Source organism: Citrobacter sp. Cpo089 (assembly GCF_030332695.1).
Classification (GTDB): Bacteria; Pseudomonadota; Gammaproteobacteria; order Enterobacterales; family Enterobacteriaceae; genus Citrobacter; species Citrobacter portucalensis.
Genome location: NZ_JAOWHJ010000073.1, coordinates 116,573 through 140,969 on the forward strand (window position 1 = coordinate 116,573; position 24,397 = coordinate 140,969).

23 protein-coding genes are annotated in these 24,397 nt (G+C 52.5%); 20 read left to right on the top strand and 3 right to left on the bottom strand.

What is annotated here, in order from left to right; translation table 11 throughout:
- Positions 1–48 precede the first annotated feature (48 nt).
- The 5 genes from OGX92_RS20400 to flgL all read left to right on the top strand — a co-directional run bounded on the left by OGX92_RS20400 (position 49) and on the right by flgL (position 5,498).
- On the top strand, positions 49–747 hold the full coding sequence (locus OGX92_RS20400) for a flagellar basal body L-ring protein FlgH (protein ID WP_032934415.1): 699 nt from the start codon (positions 49–51) through the stop codon (positions 745–747).
- A 33-nt stretch (positions 748–780) separates the two neighbouring features.
- Positions 781–1,857 (top strand): flagellar basal body P-ring protein FlgI, encoded by a 1,077-nt coding sequence (locus OGX92_RS20405; RefSeq protein ID WP_032934416.1) that lies wholly within the window; start codon positions 781–783, stop codon positions 1,855–1,857.
- Positions 1,857–2,807: a flagellar assembly peptidoglycan hydrolase FlgJ gene (flgJ, locus tag OGX92_RS20410; protein ID WP_016152632.1), complete on the top strand. Its 951-nt coding sequence runs from the start codon at positions 1,857–1,859 to the stop codon at positions 2,805–2,807. Before OGX92_RS20405 ends, flgJ begins: the two co-directional genes overlap by 1 nt.
- Before the next feature lie 64 nt (positions 2,808–2,871).
- Complete coding sequence (flgK, locus tag OGX92_RS20415) at positions 2,872–4,530, top strand: flagellar hook-associated protein FlgK (protein ID WP_003832167.1); 1,659 nt, start codon at positions 2,872–2,874, stop codon at positions 4,528–4,530.
- A gap of 14 nt (positions 4,531–4,544) precedes the next feature.
- On the top strand, positions 4,545–5,498 hold the full coding sequence (gene flgL, locus OGX92_RS20420; protein ID WP_032942958.1) for a flagellar hook-associated protein FlgL: 954 nt from the start codon (positions 4,545–4,547) through the stop codon (positions 5,496–5,498).
- 78 nt (positions 5,499–5,576) lie between these two features.
- Here flgL and OGX92_RS20425 read toward each other — a convergent pair whose 3' ends face one another.
- Positions 5,577–6,776, bottom strand: a complete 1,200-nt coding sequence (locus OGX92_RS20425) for an MFS transporter (protein ID WP_100272646.1) — start codon at positions 6,774–6,776, stop codon at positions 5,577–5,579.
- Between the two features lie 21 nt (positions 6,777–6,797).
- Between OGX92_RS20425 and OGX92_RS20430 the strand changes: the two genes are divergently transcribed.
- Positions 6,798–7,823 (top strand): LysR family transcriptional regulator, encoded by a 1,026-nt coding sequence (locus OGX92_RS20430; protein ID WP_286587004.1) that lies wholly within the window; start codon positions 6,798–6,800, stop codon positions 7,821–7,823.
- Between the two features lie 42 nt (positions 7,824–7,865).
- On the opposite strand, the gene rne is transcribed toward OGX92_RS20430, so the two are convergent.
- Positions 7,866–11,129 (bottom strand): ribonuclease E, encoded by a 3,264-nt coding sequence (gene rne / locus OGX92_RS20435; RefSeq protein WP_003832172.1) that lies wholly within the window; start codon positions 11,127–11,129, stop codon positions 7,866–7,868.
- Between the two features lie 574 nt (positions 11,130–11,703).
- On the opposite strand from rne, the gene rluC reads away from it, so the two are divergent.
- Positions 11,704–12,657, top strand: a complete 954-nt coding sequence (rluC, locus tag OGX92_RS20440) for a 23S rRNA pseudouridine(955/2504/2580) synthase RluC (protein ID WP_003036228.1) — start codon at positions 11,704–11,706, stop codon at positions 12,655–12,657.
- A gap of 83 nt (positions 12,658–12,740) precedes the next feature.
- Here the strand turns inward: rluC and OGX92_RS20445 are convergent, their stop codons facing one another.
- Positions 12,741–13,325, bottom strand: a complete 585-nt coding sequence (locus tag OGX92_RS20445) for a Maf family protein (RefSeq protein ID WP_003832177.1) — start codon at positions 13,323–13,325, stop codon at positions 12,741–12,743.
- 197 nt (positions 13,326–13,522) lie between these two features.
- Between OGX92_RS20445 and yceD the strand changes: the two genes are divergently transcribed.
- The 13 genes from yceD (at position 13,523) to OGX92_RS20510 (ending at position 24,288) form a co-directional block, all read left to right on the top strand.
- Positions 13,523–14,044 carry a 23S rRNA accumulation protein YceD gene (yceD, locus tag OGX92_RS20450; RefSeq protein WP_003036239.1) on the top strand — a complete coding sequence of 174 codons (522 nt, stop codon included), beginning with the start codon at positions 13,523–13,525 and terminating at the stop codon, positions 14,042–14,044.
- Positions 14,045–14,060: 16 nt separating this feature from the next.
- Positions 14,061–14,234: a 50S ribosomal protein L32 gene (rpmF, locus tag OGX92_RS20455; protein ID WP_003036242.1), complete on the top strand. Its 174-nt coding sequence runs from the start codon at positions 14,061–14,063 to the stop codon at positions 14,232–14,234.
- 123 nt (positions 14,235–14,357) lie between these two features.
- Positions 14,358–15,437, top strand: a complete 1,080-nt coding sequence (gene plsX, locus OGX92_RS20460) for a phosphate acyltransferase PlsX (protein ID WP_071846967.1) — start codon at positions 14,358–14,360, stop codon at positions 15,435–15,437.
- 77 nt (positions 15,438–15,514) lie between these two features.
- A complete protein-coding gene (fabH, locus tag OGX92_RS20465; protein ID WP_003832181.1) occupies positions 15,515–16,468 on the top strand; it encodes a beta-ketoacyl-ACP synthase III in 954 nt (317 codons plus the stop codon).
- 15 nt (positions 16,469–16,483) lie between these two features.
- On the top strand, positions 16,484–17,413 hold the full coding sequence (gene fabD, locus OGX92_RS20470) for an ACP S-malonyltransferase (protein WP_240389258.1): 930 nt from the start codon (positions 16,484–16,486) through the stop codon (positions 17,411–17,413).
- 12 nt (positions 17,414–17,425) lie between these two features.
- Complete coding sequence (gene fabG, locus OGX92_RS20475) at positions 17,426–18,160, top strand: 3-oxoacyl-ACP reductase FabG (protein ID WP_003036255.1); 735 nt, start codon at positions 17,426–17,428, stop codon at positions 18,158–18,160.
- Between the two features lie 154 nt (positions 18,161–18,314).
- Positions 18,315–18,551: an acyl carrier protein gene (gene acpP, locus OGX92_RS20480; RefSeq protein WP_000103754.1), complete on the top strand. Its 237-nt coding sequence runs from the start codon at positions 18,315–18,317 to the stop codon at positions 18,549–18,551.
- Positions 18,552–18,636: 85 nt separating this feature from the next.
- Entirely contained in the window at positions 18,637–19,878 is a 1,242-nt protein-coding gene (fabF, locus tag OGX92_RS20485; RefSeq protein WP_003036260.1) for a beta-ketoacyl-ACP synthase II, read from the top strand.
- Between the two features lie 135 nt (positions 19,879–20,013).
- On the top strand, positions 20,014–20,823 hold the full coding sequence (pabC, locus tag OGX92_RS20490) for an aminodeoxychorismate lyase (protein ID WP_286587005.1): 810 nt from the start codon (positions 20,014–20,016) through the stop codon (positions 20,821–20,823).
- Positions 20,824–20,825: 2 nt separating this feature from the next.
- The gene (gene yceG, locus OGX92_RS20495) at positions 20,826–21,848 is read left to right on the top strand and encodes a cell division protein YceG (RefSeq protein ID WP_008784373.1); all 1,023 of its coding nucleotides are present in this window, start codon (positions 20,826–20,828) and stop codon (positions 21,846–21,848) included.
- Positions 21,838–22,479, top strand: coding sequence for a dTMP kinase (gene tmk, locus OGX92_RS20500; protein WP_003832189.1), 642 nt, complete (start codon positions 21,838–21,840; stop codon positions 22,477–22,479). The genes yceG and tmk overlap by 11 nt, the downstream gene beginning before the upstream one ends.
- On the top strand, positions 22,476–23,480 hold the full coding sequence (holB, locus tag OGX92_RS20505) for a DNA polymerase III subunit delta' (protein WP_003832190.1): 1,005 nt from the start codon (positions 22,476–22,478) through the stop codon (positions 23,478–23,480). The genes tmk and holB overlap by 4 nt, the downstream gene beginning before the upstream one ends.
- Before the next feature lie 10 nt (positions 23,481–23,490).
- Positions 23,491–24,288 (top strand): metal-dependent hydrolase, encoded by a 798-nt coding sequence (locus OGX92_RS20510; protein ID WP_240389259.1) that lies wholly within the window; start codon positions 23,491–23,493, stop codon positions 24,286–24,288.
- The last annotated feature ends 109 nt before the right edge of the window (positions 24,289–24,397 follow it).

Here is a 24,397-nt window from a genome sequence, read left to right on the forward strand (position 1 = left end):
CGGTGGGGTGAAAACCTCACCGGCACACTGATTTTGAAGATGACCGCAATGCGAAAATACGCGCTTCACCCATACCCAATTTTAGCCCTGCTGGTGGTTTCACTAACAGGATGTGCCTGGATCCCGGCCACGCCGCTCGTGCAGGGAGCAACGTCTGCCCAGCCCGTTCCAGGTCCAACGCCGGTGGCGAATGGCTCAATCTTCCAGTCGGCACAACCGATTAACTATGGTTATCAGCCACTCTTTGAAGACCGTCGTCCACGCAATATTGGCGATACGCTGACCATCGTATTGCAGGAAAACGTCAGCGCGAGCAAAAGCTCTTCGGCGAACGCCAGCCGCGACGGCAAGACAAACTTTGGCTTTGATACCGTACCGCGCTATCTGGAAGGATTGTTCGGTAACGAACGTGCCGACGTAGAAGCCTCCGGCGGTAACTCCTTTAACGGTAAAGGCGGCGCGAACGCCAGAAATACCTTCAGTGGTACGCTGACCGTAACGGTCGATCAGGTACTGGTGAATGGCAACTTACATGTCGTGGGTGAAAAACAGATCGCTATAAATCAGGGCACTGAATTCATCCGCTTCTCCGGGGTTGTAAACCCGCGCACCATCAGTGGCAGCAACTCCGTACCGTCAACCCAGGTTGCGGACGCGCGTATTGAGTACGTCGGTAACGGCTACATCAATGAAGCGCAGAATATGGGCTGGTTGCAGCGTTTCTTCCTTAACTTGTCGCCGATGTAAGCGAGGTACCCAGTGTTTAAATCTTTTGTTGGAATGGTACTGGTGCTGATAACCACCTTTGCGCATGCTGACCGTATTCGTGACCTGACCAGCGTTCAGGGCGTGCGGGAAAACTCGTTGATAGGTTATGGGCTGGTAGTCGGTCTGGATGGTACGGGTGACCAGACCACACAGACGCCGTTTACAACGCAAACGCTCAATAACATGCTTTCGCAGTTGGGGATAACCGTGCCAACTGGCACCAATATGCAGCTGAAAAACGTGGCGGCGGTGATGGTTACCGCGTCATTTCCTGCATTTGGTCGTCAGGGACAAACCATCGACGTAGTGGTCTCCTCTATGGGGAATGCCAAAAGCCTGCGCGGCGGTACGCTGCTGATGACCCCGTTAAAAGGGGTCGATAGTCAGGTATATGCGCTGGCTCAGGGGAATATTTTGGTGGGTGGTGCGGGCGCGGCTGCAGGTGGTAGTAGCGTACAGGTTAACCAGCTCAATGGTGGACGCATTACCAACGGTGCGATTATCGAACGTGAATTACCCAGCCAGTTCGGCGGTGGTAACACCATTAATCTGCAGCTCAATAATGAAGATTTCACGATGGCGCAGCAGATTACCGACACCATCAACCGCTCGCGTGGCTTTGGTAGCGCAACGGCGTTGGATGCCCGAACCATTCAGGTGCGCGTGCCAAGCGGCAACAGCTCGCAGGTGCGTTTCCTCGCTGATATCCAGAATATTGAGGTGAACGTCACGCCGCAGGATGCGAAAGTGATTATCAACTCGCGCACCGGATCTGTTGTCATGAACCGCGAAGTGACGCTGGATAGCTGTGCCGTGGCACAAGGCAACTTGTCGATTACGGTGAACCGCCAGGCGAACGTCAGCCAACCGGACACACCGTTTGGCGGTGGACAAACCGTGGTGACGCCACAAACCCAGATTGACCTGCGCCAAAGCGGTGGTTCACTGCAAAGCGTGCGTTCCAGCGCCAACCTGAACAATGTGGTGCGTGCGCTGAATGCGCTGGGGGCAACGCCGATGGATCTGATGTCCATTCTGCAATCGATGCAGAGCGCGGGTTGCTTACGCGCCAAACTGGAAATCATCTAATGATTGGTGACAGCAAACTGCTGACCAGCGCTGCCTGGGATGCGCAATCACTGAACGAACTGAAAGCGAAAGCGGGTCAGGACCCGGCGGCGAATATCCGTCCGGTCGCCCGTCAGGTTGAAGGGATGTTCGTGCAGATGATGCTGAAAAGCATGCGTGAAGCTCTGCCGAAAGATGGCGTATTTAGCAGCGATTCAACGCGCTTGTATACCAGTATGTATGACCAACAAATTGCGCAGCAAATGACCGCAGGCAAAGGTCTGGGGCTGGCTGAAATGATGGTCAAGCAGATGACTGAAGGGCAAGCGCAACCTGCGGATGACGCGCCGCAGGTGCCGATGAAGTTTTCACTGGAAACGGTGACCAGCTATCAAAATCAGGCACTGACGCAACTGGTCCGCAAAGCCATCCCCCGGGCGACAGAAAGCAATGATGAGCCATTGTCAGGTGACAGCAAAGATTTCCTCGCCCAGCTATCGCTGCCGGCTAAGCTGGCCAGCCAGCAAAGCGGGGTCCCGCATCATCTTATTCTGGCACAGGCGGCGCTGGAATCCGGATGGGGGCAGCGACAAATTCGCCGTGAGAACGGTGAGCCGAGCTTTAACATTTTTGGCGTGAAGGCTTCGGGAAGCTGGAAAGGTCCAACCACTGAAATCACCACAACTGAATATGAGAACGGTGAGGCGAAAAAGGTGAAAGCCAGATTCCGCGTCTATAGCTCTTACCTTGAGGCGTTGTCGGATTATGTCGGTCTGATATCACGTAACCCGCGCTATGCGGCAGTGACCGCTGCCGCGACCGCCGAGCAAGGGGCGCAGGCATTGCAAAATGCGGGTTACGCCACGGACCCTAACTATGCGCGAAAATTAACCAGCATGATCCAGCAGTTGAAATCGATGAGTGAAAAAGTGAGCAAAACCTACAGCACGAACATCGATAATCTCTTTTAAATAGCTCAAGTCTACCGACCTGCTGCCGATAATAACGAGTATTGAAGGATTACAAGGAACCTCCATGTCCAGCTTGATTAATAACGCGATGAGTGGACTCAGCGCAGCGCAGGCCGCGTTGAATACTGCCAGTAACAACATCTCCAGCTATAACGTTGCCGGATATACCCGACAGACGACAATTATGGCGCAAGCGAACAGCACGCTGGGTGCGGGGGGCTGGGTAGGCAATGGTGTCTATGTTTCTGGTGTACAACGTGAATATGACTCCTTTATCACTAACCAGTTGCGAGCAGCGCAGAACCAGAGCAGCGGTCTGACGACACGTTATGAGCAAATGTCAAAAATCGACAATCTGCTCTCCAGCAAAACCAGTTCTATTTCGACCTCCATGCAGGACTTTTTTACCAGCCTGCAAACGCTGGTCAGCAACGCCGAAGATCCGGCGGCACGCCAGGCGCTAATCGGTAAAGCTGATGGATTGGTCAATCAGTTTAAAACGACCGACCAGTATCTTCGCGATCAGGATAAGCAGGTCAATACCGCGATTAAAGCCAGCGTTGATCAGATCAACAACTATTCGAAACAAATTGCCAGCCTCAACGACCAGATTTCTCGTATGACAGGCGTCGGCGCAGGTGCGTCTCCTAACGACCTGCTTGACCAGCGCGATCAACTGGTCAGTGAATTGAATCAGATTGTCGGTGTTGAAGTCAGCGTTCAGGATGGTGGCACTTACAACCTGACCATGGCGAACGGTTATTCGCTGGTACAGGGTAGCAATGCACGCCAACTGGCGGCAGTGCCTTCCAGCGATGATCCTAATCGTACAACTGTGGCCTACGTTGATGGCGTTGCCGGAGCTGTTGAAATTCCGGAGAAACTGCTGAATACCGGTTCACTGGGCGGACTGCTCACCTTCCGTTCTCAGGAGCTGGATCAGACGCGTAATACCCTCGGCCAACTGGCGCTTGCATTTGCCGATGCGTTTAACACCCAGCATAAAGAAGGTTTTGATGCCAACGGCGATCAGGGTAAGGATTTCTTTGCTATCGGCAGCCCGGAAGTCTTCAACAACGCGAAAAATACGGGTACAGGATCGTTAAGCGCTAAGATCACTGACAGCTCCGCCGTGCAGGCGACAGATTATAAAATCGTTTTTGATGGGAAGGACTGGCAGGTTACTCGCCTGGCGGATAATACCAGTTTCAAAGCCACCGTTACCGGTGGAAAAATGTCCTTTGACGGGATGGAAATCACCGTTAATGCTGGCGCGAAAGCTAATGACAGTTTTACTGTAAAACCCGTGAGTAACGCTATCGTTGATATGAAAGTTATGGTGACCGATGAGTCGAAAATCGCCATGGCTCAAGTGTCTAAAAATGATACGGACCCCACCATCGATAAAGGCAAGAGCGACAACCGTAACGGTCAGAAACTGTTAGATCTGCAAACCAAAGCGACTGTCGGCAATAAGACCTTCAACGATGCATATGCCACGCTGGTAAGCGATGTCGGGAACAAAACCGCTACGCTGAAAACCAGCGCCACCACCCAGAACAACGTGGTGACACAGCTTTACCGGCAGCAACAGTCTATTTCCGGCGTTAACCTCGACGAAGAGTACGGTAATTTACAGCGTTTTCAGCAGTATTACCTGGCTAACGCTCAAGTGCTGCAGACCGCGAATGCGTTGTTTGATGCACTGATTAATATCCGCTAAGGGAGAGGGACACAATGCGTATCAGCACCCAGATGATGTACCAGCAGAATATGCGTGGCATCACTAACTCTCAGGCTGAATGGATGAAGTTTGGTGAGCAGATGTCAACGGGCAAACGCGTGATCAACCCATCAGACGATCCGATTGCCGCCTCGCAGGCCGTGGTACTTTCTCAGGCTCAGGCGCAGAACAGCCAATATACGCTGGCACGCTCATTCGCGACGCAAAAGGTGTCGCTGGAAGAGAATGTTTTGAGCCAGGTGACGACGGCAATTCAGGCTGCACAGGAAAAAATCGTTTATGCCGGGAACGGAACGTTAAGTGATGACGACCGTGCATCGCTGGCCACCGACCTACAGGGGATCCGCGATCAGCTGATGAACCTGGCAAACAGTACCGACGGTAATGGTCGCTATATTTTCGGTGGATATAAAACAGAATCCGCACCGTTTGCCCAGGCAGATGGCGCTTACAGCGGCGGTACAACAAACGTTACCCAACAGGTCGATGCCTCCCGAACCATGGTGATTGGTCATACTGGCGATAAAGTATTCGCCAACCTGACCAGCAACGCTGTACCGGAACCTGGTGGCGGCACTCAGGAAAAGAACCTGTTTAAAATGCTGGATACCGCTATTGATGCGCTCAAAACCCCTATTGCGGGTGATGACGTTGCAAAAGCTACCGCCGCTGCTGCCATTGATAAAACCAACCGTGGTTTAAAGAATTCACTCAATAATGTTTTGAGCGTCCGTGCAGAATTAGGTACGCAGCTGAGTGAACTAAGCTCGCTGGATTCACTGGGCGCCGATCGTGCATTAGGCCAAACTCAGCAGATGAGTAATCTGGTGGATGTTGACTGGAACGCCGCGATCTCGTCTTATGTCATGCAGCAGGCTGCGCTACAGGCATCCTATAAAGCGTTCACCGATATGCAGGGAATGTCGTTGTTCCAGCTCAATCGTTAACGCCTCGTTTTGAAACATATCTTGAAACTGGGTATGTTTGTCTGCCCGCTCCTTTAACACCCCGGAGCGGGCATTTTTTTAGGCAACCGACGTCTTACTAAGCGACGGGTTCCCCGTCAGTCTTATGACCAACGCAATTGCACTGCTGAAGGTAGCCAACACAACGACACCTTCCCAATTTGCCAGGGCGTAGACCTGACTTCCGAGAACTGAACCCAGCGCCATACCGATAAACACCATCGTAAACAGCAGAGCGTTCAGTCGTCCTCGTGCCAGAGGCTCCAGGCTATAGACCAGATTCTGGTGGGCAACCAGGCTGGATTGCAATCCGAGATCAAAACCTACAGCCGAAAGGGCGATGAGCAGCCACTGCCCCTGAACGGGCAGGGCGGGTAACAAAAACATCAGTGCGAAAGATACCGTTACCAGCAAAGCACCCAATTGCGTCACTTTTGCCGCACCCACTTTATCGGCAAGATGGCCCGCCATCGGTGCGGCAAGCGCTCCGGCTGCTCCCGCGATACCAAAAGCACCCGCTATAGCGCTACCCATGTGGTAATGCTCAGATAACATCACCGCCAGCGTAGACCAGAAGGCGCTAAAAGCAATGGACAGAAAGCCTTGTGCCAGTGCTGCGCGGCGCAAGGTGGAATATCGTTGCCAAAGTTGCGCCATTGAGAGCATTAATGATGGATAGCTCAACGTGGAATGGACCGTAAAGCGAGGCAGTACTTTCCACATAATCGCGGTAATTACGGCAATGCTGACGGCAGCGAGTTGGTACATCTCGCGCCAGCCAAACGCTTCGCCCACCAGTCCACTGACGGTACGTGAGAGTAAAATCCCCAACAGAAGGCCCGTCATCACTGTGCCCACCGTTTTTCCCTGCTTGCCTTCGGGCGCCAGTATTGCCGCCGCAGGCACAATATCTTGTGCCATGGTTGCCGCCATTCCCATCAGCAGGCTCACCAGTAATAGCGAATGCAACTGACCGGTAAAGCTACAGGCCAGCAGCAGCGCGGCAAGAGAGATGCTTTTCAGCAGGATTAATGTCCGGCGGTCATAACGATCGCCTAATGGCAATAAAAACAATATACCTAACGCATATCCCGCCTGGGTCAGCGTCGGGACCAACCCCATACCGGTGAGACTTAAGGCCAGATCCTGACCCATTAAAGGCAGAAGAGGCTGGGCGTAGTAGATAGCGGCCACGCTGAATCCGGCGCCCATTGCCAGAACAAAAATGACCCAACGGGAAAGTGCGGTATGTGTGTTCACAAATGATTCCTCAATCACAGGATGTGCGGTTATTTTTATCCTTCAGCGAGTGGCGCGGTAGCGAGCGCAGTGGTAAAACAGTTATACGTCAGACGTATGATGAAACTGAAAATGATAAAAAATGAGCGTATAGACAGGGTGGAGCTGATGCGTACGTTTGTACGTATTGTCGAAGCAGGATCGCTTTCGGCAGCGGCAAAACAGATAGGGACGACGCAGGCGACCGTTAGCAGACGGCTGCAATCGCTGGAAACGCTGCTGGGTGTGAAACTGCTTATGCGTACCACGCATGCGATGAAATTGACCGACGATGGTGAAAGAGGCTATCAGCATGCTAAGAAGATTATTGATGCCTGGCTGGCGCTGGAAGATGGACTTAATGTCACAGAAGATGAACCGGTGGGGACGTTGCGAGTCCGCGCACCGCATGCGTTCGGGCAACAACAACTACTTGAGCCGCTTTTGCAGTTTCTTTCGCGCTATCCCCAGTTGGCAGTCGAGTGGATGCTCAACGATAAAACCGTTGATTTTCTGAGCGATAATATTGACTGCGCGATCAGGGTTGGTGCTGAGGTGGATCCGGCCACGGTTTCCGTTTTACTGGCTGAAGTTCCCCGTAGTATGGTAGCGAGTCCAGGACTGCTGGAGCAATATAGCGAGCTTTCTCATCCTGAGCAGTTATCAGCGCTGCCCTGGATTGCCGTGAACACGTTTTTTCAGCATAGCGTTTCGTTGTTGCACCAATTGCGTAATGAGCCAGTCACGTTGAATATTTCACCCAGGTTAAGTACCGACAGTATTTATGTCGCCAGAAATGCCGCGCTGGCAGGGTTGGGAGTGACTATTGTTTCAAGCTGGATGGTGGCGGAGGATATTGCCAATGGACGTCTGGTTGCGTTGCTACCTGAGTGGCATGCGGCGCCGTTGCCTGTACATTTGGTTTATCCATGGGCGCGTTACTATCCGACCCGCTTACGCAAGTTTCTGGCCCTAATGAAGGATGTTATGCCGCAGCTGACGGGGATGAAAGGCGTAGATCAGATATAAAAAAAAGCCGACCCGAAGGCCGGCTTTGATATTGATTATGGCTTACTCAACAGGCTGTGGACGTGTTGCTGGCGCAGTCGCTTGATGCGTTGCGCTGTGTCCACCAGCGGCACCTTTGCCTTCAAAGGCGAATGCCGGACGCTGCCAGTCGCTATGACGCGGCGCTTCTGGCACATATTCCGGTGCAGGAGCGCGGGTCATTGGCGCGGTTGCATGGCTGTGCAGGTGTTCAGCATCAGCGCTTGCTGCGACAACTTCAGCCTTAACGACTTCAGTTTCGACGACAGGCGCGGCAACAACGTCTTTCGGCGCTGCAACCTCTTCAACAACTGGCGCTGTTTCCACAACTTCAGCAATCTCTTCAACCACTTCTGGCTGGGGAATAACAACCTCTGCAGGCTCTTCGGCAACCGGTGCAGTCACAACGTCAGCCACAGGTTCGGCTTCAGCGGCGATTTCTTCTGCTACGGGCGCATCAGATGCAGCGATAATTTGCGGTTGTTCCTCGACAGGGGTCGCAATCACTTCCGGATGCGTGGTTTCAACCTGTGTGGTTTCAACAACGGCGGCCTGAGGCTCAGCTACGACAACCTCTGGTCGCACGGCTTCAACCGGCGCAGGGGCATCCACAATGTGTTCAACGGCAGCGGCAGCAACCTGAGGCTCTACGGCGACAGGTGCAGCTTGCTGCTGGACCATTTCCTGTTCGCGCTGTTCTTCAACCTGCTGATCCTGAGGACGTGCAACAGGGTAGCGGATCCAAACTTTACCGGACGCTAATTCAGGAGATGCGCAGGCGACCGTTAACGGCATCGGCGACTGAACCGGATAACGCTCGTCACGGTAACGACGACGACGCTGTCCACTGACGCGCAGATGGCGAGGAGAGCGGCGAGAACGACGCGGCATACCGTTGGAGTCACGAGCTTCGCTGTTGTCTTCCTGCTCAGTCGCAACGACGGCTGGCAGATCAACTTTCGCCAGTTCGGTGCGCTGTGCTGGTACCGGCTGTTCTGTTGGTTGAGCAACAGCAGTTTCAGCGATTGCAGCAACAGTAGCCACTTCGGCTTCAACCGCCGGGCTGTCTGTGAAACGAACTTTCTGAGTCAACTGACGCTGTTTGCGGCGGGTTTGAGGCTGACGTACGCGCTCTTCCTGCTCGGTATCTTGCACAGGTTGTTCAGCCTGGTTCAGCTCTTTAACTTCCTGCTGAGCCTGACGCTTGTCATCGTTACGACGGCGGTTGCGTTCGCGACGCGGCGCCTGCTGTTCATCACCGGATTTCGCTTTGTCTGCAACATCAGTGGTTTGCTGGCGGTTATCGCGAGCTTCCGCATTTTGCTGCTGGGACTGACGACGATTACGGCGGTTATCTTCACGGTTTTCGCCGTTTTCTGAACGTTCGCTACGGTTGTCGCGGTCACCGCGATTATCACGGTTATCACGACGATCGTTACGGTCGCGACGATTGTTCTGACGCGGTTTACGACGATCCTGCTGGCGTTCGGTTTTCTCTTCAGCTTTCGGCGCAGGTTGTTCAACCGGTTTCACTTCTTCGCTACCACCGAAGATGGACTTCAGTGCGCCAAAGAAACGGCTAATCAAACCGGGTTGTGCGGCAACGGCTGCGGTTGCTGCTGCAGCTTTAGGCGCGGTGGCTTTCGCGGCAGGTTCCTGCAGAGCAGGGGCTGGCGGAACGTCTGGCATGGCGAAGGTGGCCAGCGCCGGTTGCTCAGGCTGTTTACGCTCGACGTACTCTTCTTCCGTCGGCAATGCCATTGCCTCTTCATGCAGTTTCGGCAGCAGGTAGCTCAGGGTCGGTGTTTCTTCCCCTTTACGTACGCGCAGCACAGAATAGTGCGGGGTTTCCATCTGATCGTTTGGCACGATCACACAGCGCACGCCATTCTGACGCGTTTCGATAGCATTAACCGCGGTACGTTTTTCGTTGAGCAGGTAAGAGGCGATCGGCACAGGAACAATAGCGTGAACTTCTTGCGTATTTTCTTTCAGTGCTTCTTCTTCGATCAGACGCAGAATAGACAGCGACAGTGATTCGTTATCACGTACGGTACCGGTGCCGGAACAACGCGGGCACACGTGATGGCTGGATTCACCCAGAGACGGGCTCAGACGCTGACGAGACATCTCCAGCAGACCGAAGCGAGAAATATGACTGATCTGAATACGCGCTCTGTCCTGGCGTACGGCCTCGCGCAGACGGTTTTCAACCGCGCGCTGGTGGCGAACCGGCGTCATATCAATGAAGTCGATTACAATCAGACCGCCGAGGTCGCGCAGACGCAGCTGACGGGCAATTTCATCGGCTGCTTCAAGGTTAGTGTTGAACGCTGTTTCTTCGATGTCGCCGCCGCGAGTTGCGCGTGCGGAGTTGATATCGATAGCGGTCAGTGCCTCTGTGCTGTCAATAACGATTGAGCCGCCGGACGGCAGACGTACTTCGCGCTGGAACGCGGATTCAATCTGAGACTCGATCTGATAGTGGCTGAACAGTGGGATTTCACCGGTGTACAGTTTGATTTTGCTGCTGAAATCCGGACGACCCAGTGCGGCGATGTGCTGACGCGCCATCTCCATCACTTTCGGGTTATCGATAAGGATTTCGCCGATGTCCTGACGTAAGTAGTCACGGAAAGCGCGAACGATAACGTTGCTTTCCTGGTGGATCAGGAATGGAGCAGGGCGGCTGTCAGCGGCTTTTTGAATCGCTTCCCAGTGCTTCAGGCGGAAGCTCAGGTCCCACTGCAGTGCTTCGGCGGATTTGCCGACCCCTGCGGTACGCACGATAAGCCCCATGCCATCAGGCAGTTCCAGGCTTGCCAGCGCTTCTTTTAATTCGGTACGGTCGTCGCCTTCAATGCGACGGGAGATACCGCCCGCGCGTGGGTTGTTCGGCATCAGAACCAGATAACTACCCGCCAGGCTGATAAAGGTAGTCAGCGCAGCGCCTTTATTGCCGCGTTCTTCTTTATCGATCTGAACGATGACTTCCTGACCTTCGCGCAACACGTCTTTAATGTTGGGACGACCATGGGAGTTGTAGTTAGCGGGGAAGTATTCGCGGGCAATTTCTTTTAACGGGAGGAAACCGTGACGTTCAGCGCCGTAATCAACAAAAGCAGCTTCCAGACTCGGTTCAATACGGGTAATTTTGCCTTTATAGATGTTGGCTTTTTTCTGTTCGTGTCCAGGACTTTCGATATCCAGATCGTACAGACGTTGCCCATCTACAAGGGCGACACGCAACTCTTCCTGCTGAGTTGCGTTAATTAACATTCTTTTCATCGTAACTTACTCATTATTCTTACATTGACGACTAAGCTGCGGGCAGAGTAATGCCTTTCCGGGTGTGAACCGATGGCCTCGTGTCTATTCGCGTCGCCAACCTCACGGTTATCGTCAGCTCAAAGAGGCGCAGAGTGTCGGTTGCCTGCATTTCATACGGAAACACAGCGCAATTATCAGGGGAACAGTCTGGGTGTTACTCTCCAGAAAAGCTTCCATATTACCGGTAAGGACTGCAACCCGCAGCCCGCTAACTGCCTGAAAGATCAATACGTCTTACGCCATTGCTGCGTTGATGATCGGTCGGGCAAAATTGGGTCATTCCGGAAAAGTTCTTGTTTTAACAAGATTCAACACGGAAACAACTTCATTATTCCACTGCTAACCTTGTTATAGCAAGATGACTTTTGCCATTTATCACCCGGTTACTCACAGTTTTTTCACTTCCGCGTAGTGATTGCTTTAATAACCACCAAATCGGCTATGTCAAACTTAAGTAATAAGGTATAGCAGTTAATATAAGCATAGAAAAATGTGTGGCGCGAATCTTGATGGCTATTTAAAATCGGCCCCCATGAAAACAGAGACTCCAGCCGTAAAAACAGTTGCCATTACTGCAGACGAAGCAGGGCAACGCATCGACAACTTTTTGCGCACCCAGCTTAAGGGCGTGCCAAAAAGTATGATTTATCGCATTTTGCGTAAAGGCGAAGTGCGGGTGAACAAAAAACGCATTAAACCCGAGTACAAACTCGAAGACGGGGATATTGTGCGTATTCCACCTGTGCGTGTCGCTGAACGTGAAGAAGAGGCCATTTCGCCAAACCTGCAGAAGGTCGCGGCGCTGACCGACGTCATTTTATATGAAGATGACCACATTCTGGTGCTTAACAAACCTTCAGGTACGGCCGTACATGGCGGAAGCGGGTTAAGCTTTGGCGTCATTGAAGGATTACGTGCGTTGCGACCGGAAGCGCGTTTCCTTGAACTGGTGCATCGCCTCGACCGGGATACCTCCGGCGTTTTGCTGGTGGCTAAAAAACGCTCAGCCTTGCGTTCATTGCATGAACAACTGCGTGAAAAAGGCATGCAGAAAGACTATCTCGCGCTGGTTCGAGGCCAATGGCAGTCGCATGTCAAAACCGTGCAGGCGCCGCTGTTAAAGAACATTCTGCAAAGCGGCGAGCGTATCGTGCGGGTGAACCAGGAAGGCAAACCGTCAGAAACACGTTTTAAAGTGGAAGAGCGCTATGCGTTTGCCACGCTTGTGCGCTGTAGCCCGGTGACCGGACGTACGCACCAGATTCGTGTGCATACCCAGTATGCCGGTCATCCAATTGCTTTTGACGATCGCTACGGTGACCGTGAGTTCGATAAGCAACTGGCGGATACGGGGTTGAATCGGCTTTTCCTGCACGCCGCAGCGTTGAAATTTACCCATCCGGGAACGGGTGAAGTGATGCGTATTGAAGCGCCGATGGATAAGCAATTGAAGCGCTGCCTCGAGGTTTTACGCAGTAAAGCCTGATGCGCGTTGCTTATCAGGCCTACAATCGTGTGATGCACCGTAGGCCTGATAAGACGCATCGCGTCGCCCATCAGGCAGATCAATCAGGCATTCAACGGGTTCATCTCTTCCCGCCGCAGCATTTGACACAACGCGATAAGCGGCAAACCGATCAAGGTATTTGGGTCACGACCCTCCAGGCGTTCAAAGAGTGCAATACCTAACCCTTCACTTTTGAAACTACCTGCACAATGGAGCGGACGCTCTTTGCGCAGATAATCATCAATTTCCGCCTCGCTTAAATGACGGAAATGGACGTCAAAAGGTTCTACTTCAGTTTGTAAATGTCCGGTCGCAGAATTATACAGCGCCAGTCCAGTGTAAAACGTCACAATATTGCCACGGGCTTTGAGTAATTGTTGGCGCGCATTTTCTTCAGTTAATGGTTTGCCGGTTATTTCACCATCAAGAACACAAATTTGATCGGAGCCAATAATCAGATGCGATGGGTAACGGTGGGCGAGAGATTGCGCTTTTTTCTGCGCCAGTCGCAAGACTAAATGGCGTGGTGCTTCGCCGGGCAACGGCGTTTCATCAACCTCTGGCGCTGCGCATTCAAACGGGATTGCCAGTTTTTCGAGTAAAGCGCGACGCCAGGGTGAGGTAGAAGCAAGAATAAGTTGAGGCATATTTTTTCCCTCGCATATAGCGTATTGATGAGAGCCATTTTAAACTATGGACTTCGACCTACAAGCTGGCTGTAGTGGCTTGTCTTGAGCGATTTTAAGTCGATGACCCGCAATGTGTGCGAATTATTGGCAAAAGGCAACCACAGGCTGCCTTTTTCTTTGACTATATGACGTTACAAAGTTAATATGCGCGCCCTATGCAAAAGGTAAAATTACCCCTGACTCTTGATCCGGTTCGTACGGCTCAAAAACGCCTCGATTATGAAGGTATCTATACTTCTGATCTGGTTGAGCGCGTCGCCGATTCTGTAGTCAGTGTGGACAGTGATGTGGAATGCTCCATGTCGTTCGCTATCGATAACCAGCGTCTCGCCGTTATAACCGGTGATGCGAAGGTATCGGTTACGCTCGAATGTCAGCGTTGCGGGAAACCGTTCCCACTTCATGTTCACACAACATATTGTTTTAGTCCTGTCCGTTCTGACGAGCAGGCTGAAGCACTCCCGGAAGCGTATGAGCCGATTGAGGTTAACGAATTCGGTGAAATCGATCTGCTTGCAATGGTTGAAGATGAGATTATCCTCTCCTTGCCGGTAGTTCCGGTGCATGATTCTGAACACTGTGAAGTGTCCGAGGCGGACATGGTCTTTGGCGAATTGCCTGATGAAGCGCAAAAACCAAACCCATTTGCCGTATTAGCCAGCTTAAAGCGTAAGTAATTGAGGAGTAAGGTCCATGGCCGTACAACAGAATAAACCAACCCGTTCCAAACGTGGCATGCGTCGTTCTCATGACGCTCTGACCGCAGTCACCAGCCTGTCTGTAGACAAAACTTCTGGTGAACAACACCTGCGTCACCACATCACTGCCGACGGTTTCTACCGTGGCCGTAAGGTAATCGCTAAGTAATCACGCATGACTCAATGGCTTTCCCACTTCTGGTGAGAAAGACAAAGAGTGAACGCGTGATGAAGCTTAGTGAGGCTTTCCCCGGGTGACTGGGGAAACACCTAACCGGGCAGCGACGATACCTTGACACGTCTAACCCTGGCGTTAGATGTCATGGGGGGAGATTTTGGCCCTACCGTGACAGTGCCTGCAGCATTGCAGGCACTGAATTCTAATTCGCAACTCACACTTCTTTTAGTCGGGGATCCCGATACAATCACGCCATTACTTGCCAAAGCTGACTTCGAACAACGTTCGCGTCTGCAGATTATCCCTGCTCAGTCAGTTATTGCCAGTGATGCCCGGCCCTCGCAAGCTATTCGCGCCAGTCGTGGAAGCTCAATGCGTGTTGCCCTGGAGCTCGTGAAAGAAGGTCAGGCACAAGCTTGTGTCAGCGCCGGTAATACGGGCGCACTCATGGGACTTGCGAAGTTATTGCTCAAACCTCTTGAGGGGATTGAGCGTCCTGCGTTGGTGACGGTGTTACCCCATCAGCAAAAGGGCAAAACGGTGGTGCTGGATTTGGGCGCCAACGTAGATTGTGATAGCACGATGTTGGTGCAATTTGCCGTCATGGGTTCCGTGCTGGCAGAAGAGGTTGTTGGCATTGCCAATCCTCGCGTAGCGTTACTCAACATCGGCGAAGAAGAAACGAAAGGTCTCGACAGTATTCGAGATGCTTCAGCTGTGCTAAAAACGATCCCTTCCATTAATTATATCGGCTATCTTGAAGCCAATGAGTTACTGACTGGCAAAACCGATGTGTTGGTCTGTGACGGTTTTACAGGTAATGTCACATTAAAGACGATGGAAGGTGTTGTCAGAATGTTCCTTTCACTGCTGAAATCTCAGGGTGAGGGCAAAAAACGGTCGTGGTGGCTTCTGTTATTAAAACGTTGGTTACAAAAAAGCCTGACAAGGCGATTTAGTCACCTCAACCCCGACCAGTATAATGGCGCCTGTCTGTTAGGATTGCGCGGCACGGTGATTAAGAGTCATGGTGCGGCCAATCAGCGAGCATTTGAAGTCGCGATTGAACAGGCAGTGCAGGCGGTGCAGCGACAAGTTCCTCAGCGAATTGCCGCTCGCCTGGAATCTGTATACCCAGCTGGATTCGAACTGCTGGACGGTGGCGAAAGCGCAAAATCACGAGCACACAGATAACGGTGCGTTTGTGAATGTGGCCAACGTATCAGCGATTTGCTCGTAGCGGTATATAACCAAAAAGTGACTGAGCGTACATGTATACGAAGATTATTGGTACTGGCAGCTATCTGCCTGAACAAGTGCGTACTAACGCCGATTTGGAAAAAATGGTTGAGACATCTGATGAGTGGATCGTCACTCGTACAGGTATCCGTGAACGCCATATTGCAGCGCCAAATGAAACAGTTGCGACGATGGGCTTTGCCGCCGCAAACCGTGCGATTGAAATGGCGGGCATCGACAAAGAACAAATTGGTCTGATTGTGGTTGCTACCACATCATCCACTCACGCATTTCCAAGCGCGGCGTGCCAGATCCAAAGTATGCTGGGGATCAAAGGCTGTCCGGCGTTTGACGTTGCAGCCGCTTGTGCTGGCTTCACTTACGCCCTGAGCGTTGCCGACCAGTACGTTAAATCTGGCGCAGTTAAGCATGCTCTGGTCGTTGGCTCCGATGTCCTGGCCCGTACCTGCGATCCAACCGATCGCGGAACGATCATCATTTTCGGTGATGGGGCTGGTGCGGTTGTACTGAGCGCATCAGAAGAGCCAGGCATTCTCTCCACGCATCTGCACGCTGACGGTCGCTACGGCGAACTGTTGACGCTGCCTAACGCCGATCGCGTGAACCCGGAAAACCCGATCCACCTGACGATGGCGGGTAACGAAGTATTTAAAGTCGCGGTGACCGAGCTTGCGCACATCGTTGATGAAACGCTGGAAGCCAATAATCTCGACCGTTCTGCGCTGGACTGGCTGGTGCCGCATCAGGCTAACCTGCGCATTATCAGCGCGACAGCTAAAAAGCTGGGTATGTCGATGGATAATGTTGTCGTGACGCTCGACAGACATGGTAATACCTCTGCTGCCTCCGTACCGTGCGCGCTGGACGAAGCCGTCCGCGACGGGCGTATTAAAGCTGGGCAGTTGATATTGCTTGAAGCCTTCGGGGGTGGATTCACCTGGGGCTCCGCGCTGGTTCGTTTCTAGTATAAGGATTTAAACATGACGCAATTTGCATTTGTGTTTCCGGGGCAGGGTTCCCAGGCCGTTGGGATGTTGTCTGAAATGGCAGCAACCTACCCAATTGTTGAAGAAACATTTGCTGAAGCATCAGCTGCACTGGGCTATGATCTGTGGGCGTTGACTCAGCAAGGTCCGGCTGAAGAACTGAATAAAACCTGGCAGACGCAGCCCGCGCTGTTGACCGCATCCGTTGCGCTTTATCGCGTATGGCAGCAGCAGGGGGGTAAAACACCTGCGCTGATGGCGGGTCACAGCCTGGGCGAATATTCTGCGCTGGTATGTGCGGGTGTTATCGGTTTTGCCGATGCCGTACGTCTGGTTGAACTGCGTGGCAAATTCATGCAGGAAGCGGTTCCGGAAGGCACTGGCGGCATGTCTGCTATTATCGGTCTGGACGATGCCGCTATCGCTAAAGCGTGCGAAGAGTCTGCCGAAGGCCAGGTGGTTTCACCGGTAAACTTTAACTCACCGGGTCAGGTGGTTATTGCCGGGCATAAAGAAGCCGTAGAACGTGCTGGTGTTGCCTGTAAAGCCGCGGGCGCTAAGCGTGCGCTGCCGCTGCCGGTCAGCGTTCCTTCTCACTGCGCGCTGATGAAGCCTGCTGCTGAGAAACTGGCCGTTGAGCTGCAGAAAATCACCTTTAACGCACCGACTGTTCCGGTTGTGAACAACGTTGATGTGAAGTGTGAAACTACGGCAGACGCAATTCGCGATGCGCTGGTTCGTCAGCTGTATAGCCCGGTTCAGTGGACTAAAACCGTTGAATTTATGGCATCCCAGGGCGTAGAGCACCTGTATGAAGTCGGTCCGGGTAAAGTTCTGACCGGTCTGACGAAACGTATTGTTGATACCCTGACTGCTTCGGCACTGAATGAGCCGGCGGCACTGTCTGCGGCGCTAGAGCAATAAAAGAGGAAGACCATGAGTTTTGAAGGAAAAATCGCGCTGGTTACCGGTGCAAGCCGTGGCATTGGCCGCGCAATTGCTGAGACACTCGTTGCCCGTGGCGCGAAAGTTATCGGTACTGCTACCAGCGAAAGCGGCGCGCAGGCCATTAGCGATTACTTAGGTGCAAATGGTAAAGGTCTGATGTTGAATGTGACCGATCCGGCATCTATCGAATCTGTTCTGGAAAATATTCGCGCAGAATTTGGTGAAGTCGATATCCTGGTCAATAATGCCGGGATTACTCGTGATAACCTGTTAATGCGCATGAAAGATGACGAGTGGAACGATATCATCGAAACCAACCTGTCATCTGTTTTCCGTCTGTCAAAAGCGGTAATGCGAGCTATGATGAAAAAGCGTCATGGGCGTATTATCACTATCGGTTCTGTGGTTGGTACCATGGGAAATGCGGGTCAGGCTAACTACGCTGCGGCGAAAGCGGGTCTGATCGGCTTCAGTAAATCACTGGCGCGCGAAGTTGCGTCTCGTGGCATTACTGTAAACGTTGTTGCTCCGGGCTTTATTGAAACGGACATGACGCGTGCGCTGTCTGATGATCAGCGTGCGGGTATTCTGGCGCAGGTTCCTGCGGGTCGCCTCGGCGGCGCTCAGGAAATCGCCAGTGCGGTTGCATTTTTAGCTTCTGACGAAGCAAGTTACATCACAGGTGAGACTTTGCACGTCAACGGCGGGATGTACATGGTTTAACCACGATGAAAAATATTTGCGTTATTGTAGGTCTTGGCCTCAAAATAACGTAAAATCGTGGTAAGACCTGCCGGGATTTAGTTGCAAATTTTTCAACATTTTATACACTACGAAAACCATCGCGAAAGCGAGTTTTGATAGGAAATTTAAGAGTATGAGCACTATCGAAGAACGCGTTAAGAAAATTATCGGCGAACAGCTGGGCGTTAAGCAGGAAGAAGTAACCAACAATGCTTCCTTCGTTGAAGACCTGGGCGCAGATTCTCTTGACACCGTTGAGCTGGTAATGGCTCTGGAAGAAGAGTTTGATACTGAGATTCCGGACGAAGAAGCTGAGAAAATCACTACCGTTCAGGCTGCCATTGATTACATCAACGGCCACCAGGCGTAAGTGAACATCTCCAGGCGGTCATTCGACCGCCTGAGTTTTATCTTTTTATCCCACTTGAATTATTTTCCCTCCCTGGAGGACAACCGTGTCTAAGCGTCGTGTAGTTGTGACCGGACTGGGCATGTTGTCTCCTGTCGGCAATACCGTAGAGTCTACCTGGAAAGCTCTCCTTGCCGGTCAGAGTGGCATCAGCCTGATCGACCATTTCGATACTAGCGCCTATGCAACGAAATTTGCTGGCTTAGTAAAGGATTTTAACTGTGAAGACATTATCTCGCGCAAAGAACAGCGCAAGATGGATGCCTTCATTCAATATGGAATTGTCGCTGGCGTTCAGGCCATGCAGGATTCTGGCCTCGAAATTACGGAAGAGAACGCTCATCGTATTGGCGCCGCTATCGGCTCTGGTATTGGCGGTCTCGGTCTTATCGAAGAAAACCATACCTCACTGGTAAACGGTGGACCGCGTAAGATCAGCCCGTTCTTCGTTCCGTCGACGATTGTTAACATGGTGGCTGGTCACCTGACCATCATGTACGGCCTGCAAGGGCCAAGCATCTCCATCGCGACCGCCTGTACTTCAGGCGTGCATAACATCGGTCATGCCGCACGTATCATTGCATACGGCGATGCAGACGCGATGGTTGCGGGTGGTGCTGAAAAAGCCAGTACGCCGTTGGGTGTGGGTGGCTTTGGCGCGGCACGTGCACTGTCTACGCGTAATGATAACCCGCAAGCGGCAAGCCGCCCGTGGGACAAAGAGCGTGACGGCTTTGTGCTGGGCGACGGCGCTGGCATGGTGGTACTGGAAGAGTACGAGCATGCAAAAGCGCGCGGTGCAAAAATCTATGCTGAAGTCGTTGGCTTCGGTATGAGCAGCGATGCTTACCACATGACGTCGCCACCGGAAAACGGTGCAGGCGCTGCGCTGGCAATGGTCAACGCACTGCGCGATGCGGCTATTGAAGCGGGTCAGATCGGCTATGTCAACGCACATGGTACGTCTACGCCTGCAGGCGATAAAGCTGAAACCCAGGCAGTGAAATCTGTCTTTGGCGATGCGGCAAGCCGTGTGATGGTAAGCTCCACCAAATCCATGACCGGACACCTGTTGGGTGCGGCGGGCGCGGTAGAGTCTATCTTCTCTATCCTGGCGCTGCGCGATCAGGCTATTCCGCCAACCATCAACCTGGATAATCCGGATGAAGGTTGTGACCTGGACTTCGTACCTCACGAAGCGCGTCAGGTTAGTGGTCTGGAGTATGCGCTGTGTAACTCCTTTGGCTTCGGTGGTACCAACGGATCTTTGATCTTTAAAAAGATTTAAGTCCGTCAGGTGATGCGCTAGCATCGATAGCAAATTGAAAAGGTCCGCTTGTCGGGCCTTTTTTTATTCGGTTTTCCGCCCTTGTCCTGTGTTACTCATCCTGCCAAACTAGCGGACCAGAAATAAGGAGCCACCATGTTCTTAATTAATGGCTGCGAGCAAGATATGCTGGCCGCAAGCGATCGAGCGGCCCAATTTGGTGATGGCTGTTTTACCACTGCCTGTATTATCGACGGTGAAATCCCTCTCTTTGCAGCGCATCTTGAGCGTTTACAAGACGCTTGCCAAAAACTGCTGATCTCTTTTGAAGATTGGTCCGAGCTGCAAAATGAAATGAAAATGCTGGCGAAAGGGCACGTACGCGGTGTGTTGAAAGTGATTATCAGCCGTGGCAGTGGAGGCCGGGGTTACAGTGGCAAAAATTGTCATAGTGCCACACGCATCCTCTCCGTTTCAGCCTGGCCCGATCATTACCATCGTTGGCGGCAAGAAGGTATTACGCTGGCGCTAAGCCCAGTGCGGCTGGGACGTAATCCACTGCTTGCCGGGCTTAAACACCTGAATCGACTGGAGCAGGTGTTGATTCGCTCTCATCTTGAACAGACGGACGCCGATGAAGCGCTGGTTCTTGACAGCGAGGGATGGGTTACGGAATGCTGTGCGGCTAATTTGTTCTGGCGTAAAGGCGATGCTGTTTACACGCCCCGGCTGGATCAGGCCGGAGTGAACGGTATTATGCGACAATTCTGTATCCGGATGCTGGCACAATCGCCATTCAGTATTGTCGAAGTGTATGCCGGGTTGGAGGAGGTAATGCAGGCTGATGAAATCGTCGTCTGTAACGCGTTAATGCCCATTATTCCCGTGCGTGCCTGTGGCGACACGTTGTTGTCTTCACGTTTGTTATTCGATTATTTAGCCCCACTTTGTGAGCACCCGAATTAGTCATGAAAAAACTGTTACTTGTTGTCCTGTTATTGCTGGTTGTGCTGGGCATTGCCGCTGGAGTGGGAATGTGGAAAGTTCGCCATCTGGCGGACAGCAAATTATTGATTAAAGAAGAAACGATTTTTACGCTGAAAGCGGGGACGGGCCGTCTGGCTCTCGGCGAACAGCTGTATGCAGACAAAGTTATCAATCGTCCGCGCGTGTTCCAGTGGCTGCTGCGTGTGGAGCCCGAGCTGTCGCATTTTAAGGCCGGAACATATCGCTTCACGCCTGACATGACGGTGCGGGATATGCTGCAACTACTGGAAAGCGGCAAAGAGGCGCAGTTCCCGTTACGTCTGGTTGAAGGGATGCGCCTGAGCGATTATCTCAAACAGCTGCGTGATGCCCCGTATATCAAACATACGTTAAGCGACGATAGCTATGAGACCGTGGCCGAGGCACTTAAGCTGGAAAACCCGCAATGGGTAGAAGGCTGGTTCTGGCCAGATACCTGGATGTATACCGCCAATACTACTGACGTAGCGTTGCTAAAACGCGCGCATCAGAAAATGGTTAAAGCGGTGGATACTGTCTGGGAGGGGCGCGCTGATGGCCTGCCTTATCAGGACAAAAATCAGCTAGTAACCATGGCTTCTATTATTGAAAAAGAAACTGCGGTCGCCAGCGAGCGCGACCAGGTGGCTTCGGTCTTTATTAACCGCTTACGTATCGGTATGCGTTTACAAACCGATCCGACCGTGATTTACGGGATGGGTACACGGTATAATGGCAAATTGTCGCGTGTGGATTTAGACACCCCGACCGCCTATAACACCTATACCATTACGGGACTGCCGCCTGGCCCGATTGCCATGCCGGGAGAGGCTTCATTGCAGGCCGCGGCGCATCCGGCAAAAACGCCGTATCTCTATTTTGTGGCTGACGGTAAAGGCGGCCACACGTTTAACACCAATCTTGCCAGCCATAACCGGTCCGTGCAGGATTACCTGAAAGTGCTTAAGGAAAAAAATGGGCAGTAACTATATCGTCATTGAAGGCCTGGAAGGCGCCGGAAAAACCACCGCGCGTAACGTGGTGGTGGAGACACTTGAGCAACTCGGTATTCGTGACATGGTTTTCACCCGTGAACCTGGTGGAACGCAGCTGGCTGAGAAACTAAGAAGTCTGGTGCTGGATATTAAATCGGTCGGTGACGAGGTCATTACCGATAAAGCCGAAGTTCTGATGTTTTACGCGGCGCGTGTACAGTTGGTCGAAACCGTTATTAAACCTGCACTGGCGAAAGGCGCGTGGGTAATTGGCGATCGTCACGATCTGTCGACCCAGGCGTATCAGGGCGGCGGACGCGGTATCGATCAAAACATGCTGGCAACCCTGCGTGATGCGGTGCTTGGTGATTTTCGTCCGGACCTGACGATCTATCTGGATGTGACGCCAGAAGTCGGGTTGAAGCGTGCCCGTGCCCGCGGTGAGCTGGATCGTATTGAGCAGGAATCTTTCGACTTCTTTAATCGCACTCGCGCGCGTTATCTTGAGCTGGCAGCCAAAGACGTCAGCATTCGTACTATAGACGCTACGCAGCCGTTGGAGGCTGTGATGGCTGATATCCGTCATACCATCACCCAATGGGTGAAGGAGCAGGGCGCATGAAATGGTACCCATGGTTACGACCGGATTTTGAAAAACTGGTAGCCAGCTACCAGACGGGTCGTGGTCACCATGCGTTACTGATTCAGGCGTTACCCGGAATGGGCGACGACGCGCTGATTTACGCCCTCAGCCGCTATTTAATGTGCCAGCAGCCGGAAGGGCATAAAAGCTGTGGACAGTGCCGCGGCTGTCAGCTAATGCAGGCGGGGACGCACCCTGACTACTATTCGCTGCTGCCGGAAAAAGGCAAAAGCACGCTGGGGGTTGATGCGGTACGCGAAGTCAGTGAAAAGCTGTACGAGCATTCGCGTCTCGGCGGCGCGAAGGTCGTGTGGATCCCGGATGCTGCCCAGTTAACTGATGCCGCCGCCAACGCCTTGCTGAAAACGCTGGAAGAACCTCCGGCACAAACCTGGTTTTTCCTCGCCAGCACAGAGCCAGCTCGCTTGCTGGCGACATTACGCAGCCGTTGTCGGTTACATCATCTTGCACCACCGCCGGAGTCGTATGCGATTTCCTGGCTTGCTCGTGAAGTGACTGCGTCGTCAGAAGCGCTGCTGAGCGCGTTACGCCTGAGTGCAGGTTCGCCAGGCGCGGCACTTACGTTGTTACAGGCTGAAAGCTGGGCGCACCGCACAGATTTTTGTGCGGCACTGGTGAACACATTAAACACAGGCGACTGGTATATACTGCTCGCGGCGTTAAACCACGATCAGGCTGCCGCCCGTTTACACTGGCTGGCAACGTTGTTGACCGATGCGTTGAAACGTCCGTATGGCGTTTCCCATTTAACGAATCCTGATGCGCTGGACCTGATATCTTCTATCGCAGAACGGTTATCCGTTGCCCAGATACAGGCGATACTCGGTGACGTTTGTCATTGTCGTCAGCAACTGCTGAACGTGACGGGCGTAAACCGTGAGCTGGTGTTAACCGATCTTATTCTTCGTATTGAGCATTACCTGCAACCAGGCTCCGTACTGCCTGTTCCCCATCTTTGAGAGAGACATTATGTTTTTAGTCGACTCACACTGCCATCTTGATGGCCTGGATTATCAATCTCTGCATAAGGACGTGGACGACGTGCTGGCGAAAGCGGCCGCACGCGATGTGAAATTCTGTCTTGCCGTTGCGACCACTCTGCCAGGATACCGCAGTATGCGCGAACTGGTCGGTGAGCGTGACAATGTGGTTTTTTCCTGCGGCGTGCATCCGTTAAATCAGGATGAAACCTATGATGTTGAGGACCTGCGTCGTTTTGCCGCCGAAGAGGGGGTTGTGGCGATGGGAGAAACCGGGCTGGACTATTTTTACACGCCGGAAACAAAGGTGCGCCAGCAGGAATCTTTTATCCACCATATTCAGATCGGCCGTGAGTTACAGAAGCCGGTTATCGTGCATACCCGCGATGCGCGAGCCGATACGCTGTCTATTCTGCGCGAAGAAAAAGTGACGGATTGTGGCGGCGTACTACACTGTTTTACAGAGGACAGAGAAACGGCGGGCAAATTGCTGGACCTTGGATTCTATATCTCGTTTTCCGGCATCGTCACGTTCCGAAATGCAGAGCAGCTCCGTGATGCCGCCCGCTATGTTCCTCTGGACCGGTTATTGGTCGAGACGGATTCTCCCTACCTTGCGCCTGTACCGCATCGTGGAAAAGAGAACCAGCCCGCCATGACTCGTGACGTTGCAGAGTACATGGCCGTAGTGAAAGGTGTTGCCGTTGAAGAAGTGGCGCAGGCAACCACTGATAACTTTGCCCGCCTGTTTCACATCGACGCTTCTCGCCTGCAATCTGTTCGTTAACTGACTTTTTTTAAAGCTCGTAATTAATCACTAATGCGAGTAAAGTTCACCGCCACAAAATGGGCGGTGAATAATCAGTTTGACACATTCAGAAACTCATTTTATCGGA

What these genes read in the sequence shown, in the direction of transcription:
- rne (WP_003832172.1), bottom strand. Translation starts at nt 11,129, where the DNA reads ATGAAAAGAATGTTAATTAACGCAACTCAGCAGGAAGAGTTGCGTGTC.
- OGX92_RS20405 (WP_032934416.1), top strand. Translation starts at nt 781, where the DNA reads ATGGTACTGGTGCTGATAACCACCTTTGCGCATGCTGACCGTATTCGT.
- fabD (WP_240389258.1), top strand. Translation starts at nt 16,484, where the DNA reads ATGACGCAATTTGCATTTGTGTTTCCGGGGCAGGGTTCCCAGGCCGTT.
- rpmF (WP_003036242.1), top strand. Translation starts at nt 14,061, where the DNA reads ATGGCCGTACAACAGAATAAACCAACCCGTTCCAAACGTGGCATGCGT.
- OGX92_RS20430 (WP_286587004.1), top strand. Translation starts at nt 6,798, where the DNA reads ATGTGCGGTTATTTTTATCCTTCAGCGAGTGGCGCGGTAGCGAGCGCA.
- OGX92_RS20445 (WP_003832177.1), bottom strand. Translation starts at nt 13,325, where the DNA reads ATGCCTCAACTTATTCTTGCTTCTACCTCACCCTGGCGTCGCGCTTTA.
- OGX92_RS20400 (WP_032934415.1), top strand. Translation starts at nt 49, where the DNA reads ATGCGAAAATACGCGCTTCACCCATACCCAATTTTAGCCCTGCTGGTG.
- yceD (WP_003036239.1), top strand. Translation starts at nt 13,523, where the DNA reads ATGCAAAAGGTAAAATTACCCCTGACTCTTGATCCGGTTCGTACGGCT.
- holB (WP_003832190.1), top strand. Translation starts at nt 22,476, where the DNA reads ATGAAATGGTACCCATGGTTACGACCGGATTTTGAAAAACTGGTAGCC.
- pabC (WP_286587005.1), top strand. Translation starts at nt 20,014, where the DNA reads ATGTTCTTAATTAATGGCTGCGAGCAAGATATGCTGGCCGCAAGCGAT.
- acpP (WP_000103754.1), top strand. Translation starts at nt 18,315, where the DNA reads ATGAGCACTATCGAAGAACGCGTTAAGAAAATTATCGGCGAACAGCTG.
- fabG (WP_003036255.1), top strand. Translation starts at nt 17,426, where the DNA reads ATGAGTTTTGAAGGAAAAATCGCGCTGGTTACCGGTGCAAGCCGTGGC.
- flgJ (WP_016152632.1), top strand. Translation starts at nt 1,857, where the DNA reads ATGATTGGTGACAGCAAACTGCTGACCAGCGCTGCCTGGGATGCGCAA.
- OGX92_RS20510 (WP_240389259.1), top strand. Translation starts at nt 23,491, where the DNA reads ATGTTTTTAGTCGACTCACACTGCCATCTTGATGGCCTGGATTATCAA.
- rluC (WP_003036228.1), top strand. Translation starts at nt 11,704, where the DNA reads ATGAAAACAGAGACTCCAGCCGTAAAAACAGTTGCCATTACTGCAGAC.
- yceG (WP_008784373.1), top strand. Translation starts at nt 20,826, where the DNA reads ATGAAAAAACTGTTACTTGTTGTCCTGTTATTGCTGGTTGTGCTGGGC.
- flgK (WP_003832167.1), top strand. Translation starts at nt 2,872, where the DNA reads ATGTCCAGCTTGATTAATAACGCGATGAGTGGACTCAGCGCAGCGCAG.
- tmk (WP_003832189.1), top strand. Translation starts at nt 21,838, where the DNA reads ATGGGCAGTAACTATATCGTCATTGAAGGCCTGGAAGGCGCCGGAAAA.
- flgL (WP_032942958.1), top strand. Translation starts at nt 4,545, where the DNA reads ATGCGTATCAGCACCCAGATGATGTACCAGCAGAATATGCGTGGCATC.
- fabH (WP_003832181.1), top strand. Translation starts at nt 15,515, where the DNA reads ATGTATACGAAGATTATTGGTACTGGCAGCTATCTGCCTGAACAAGTG.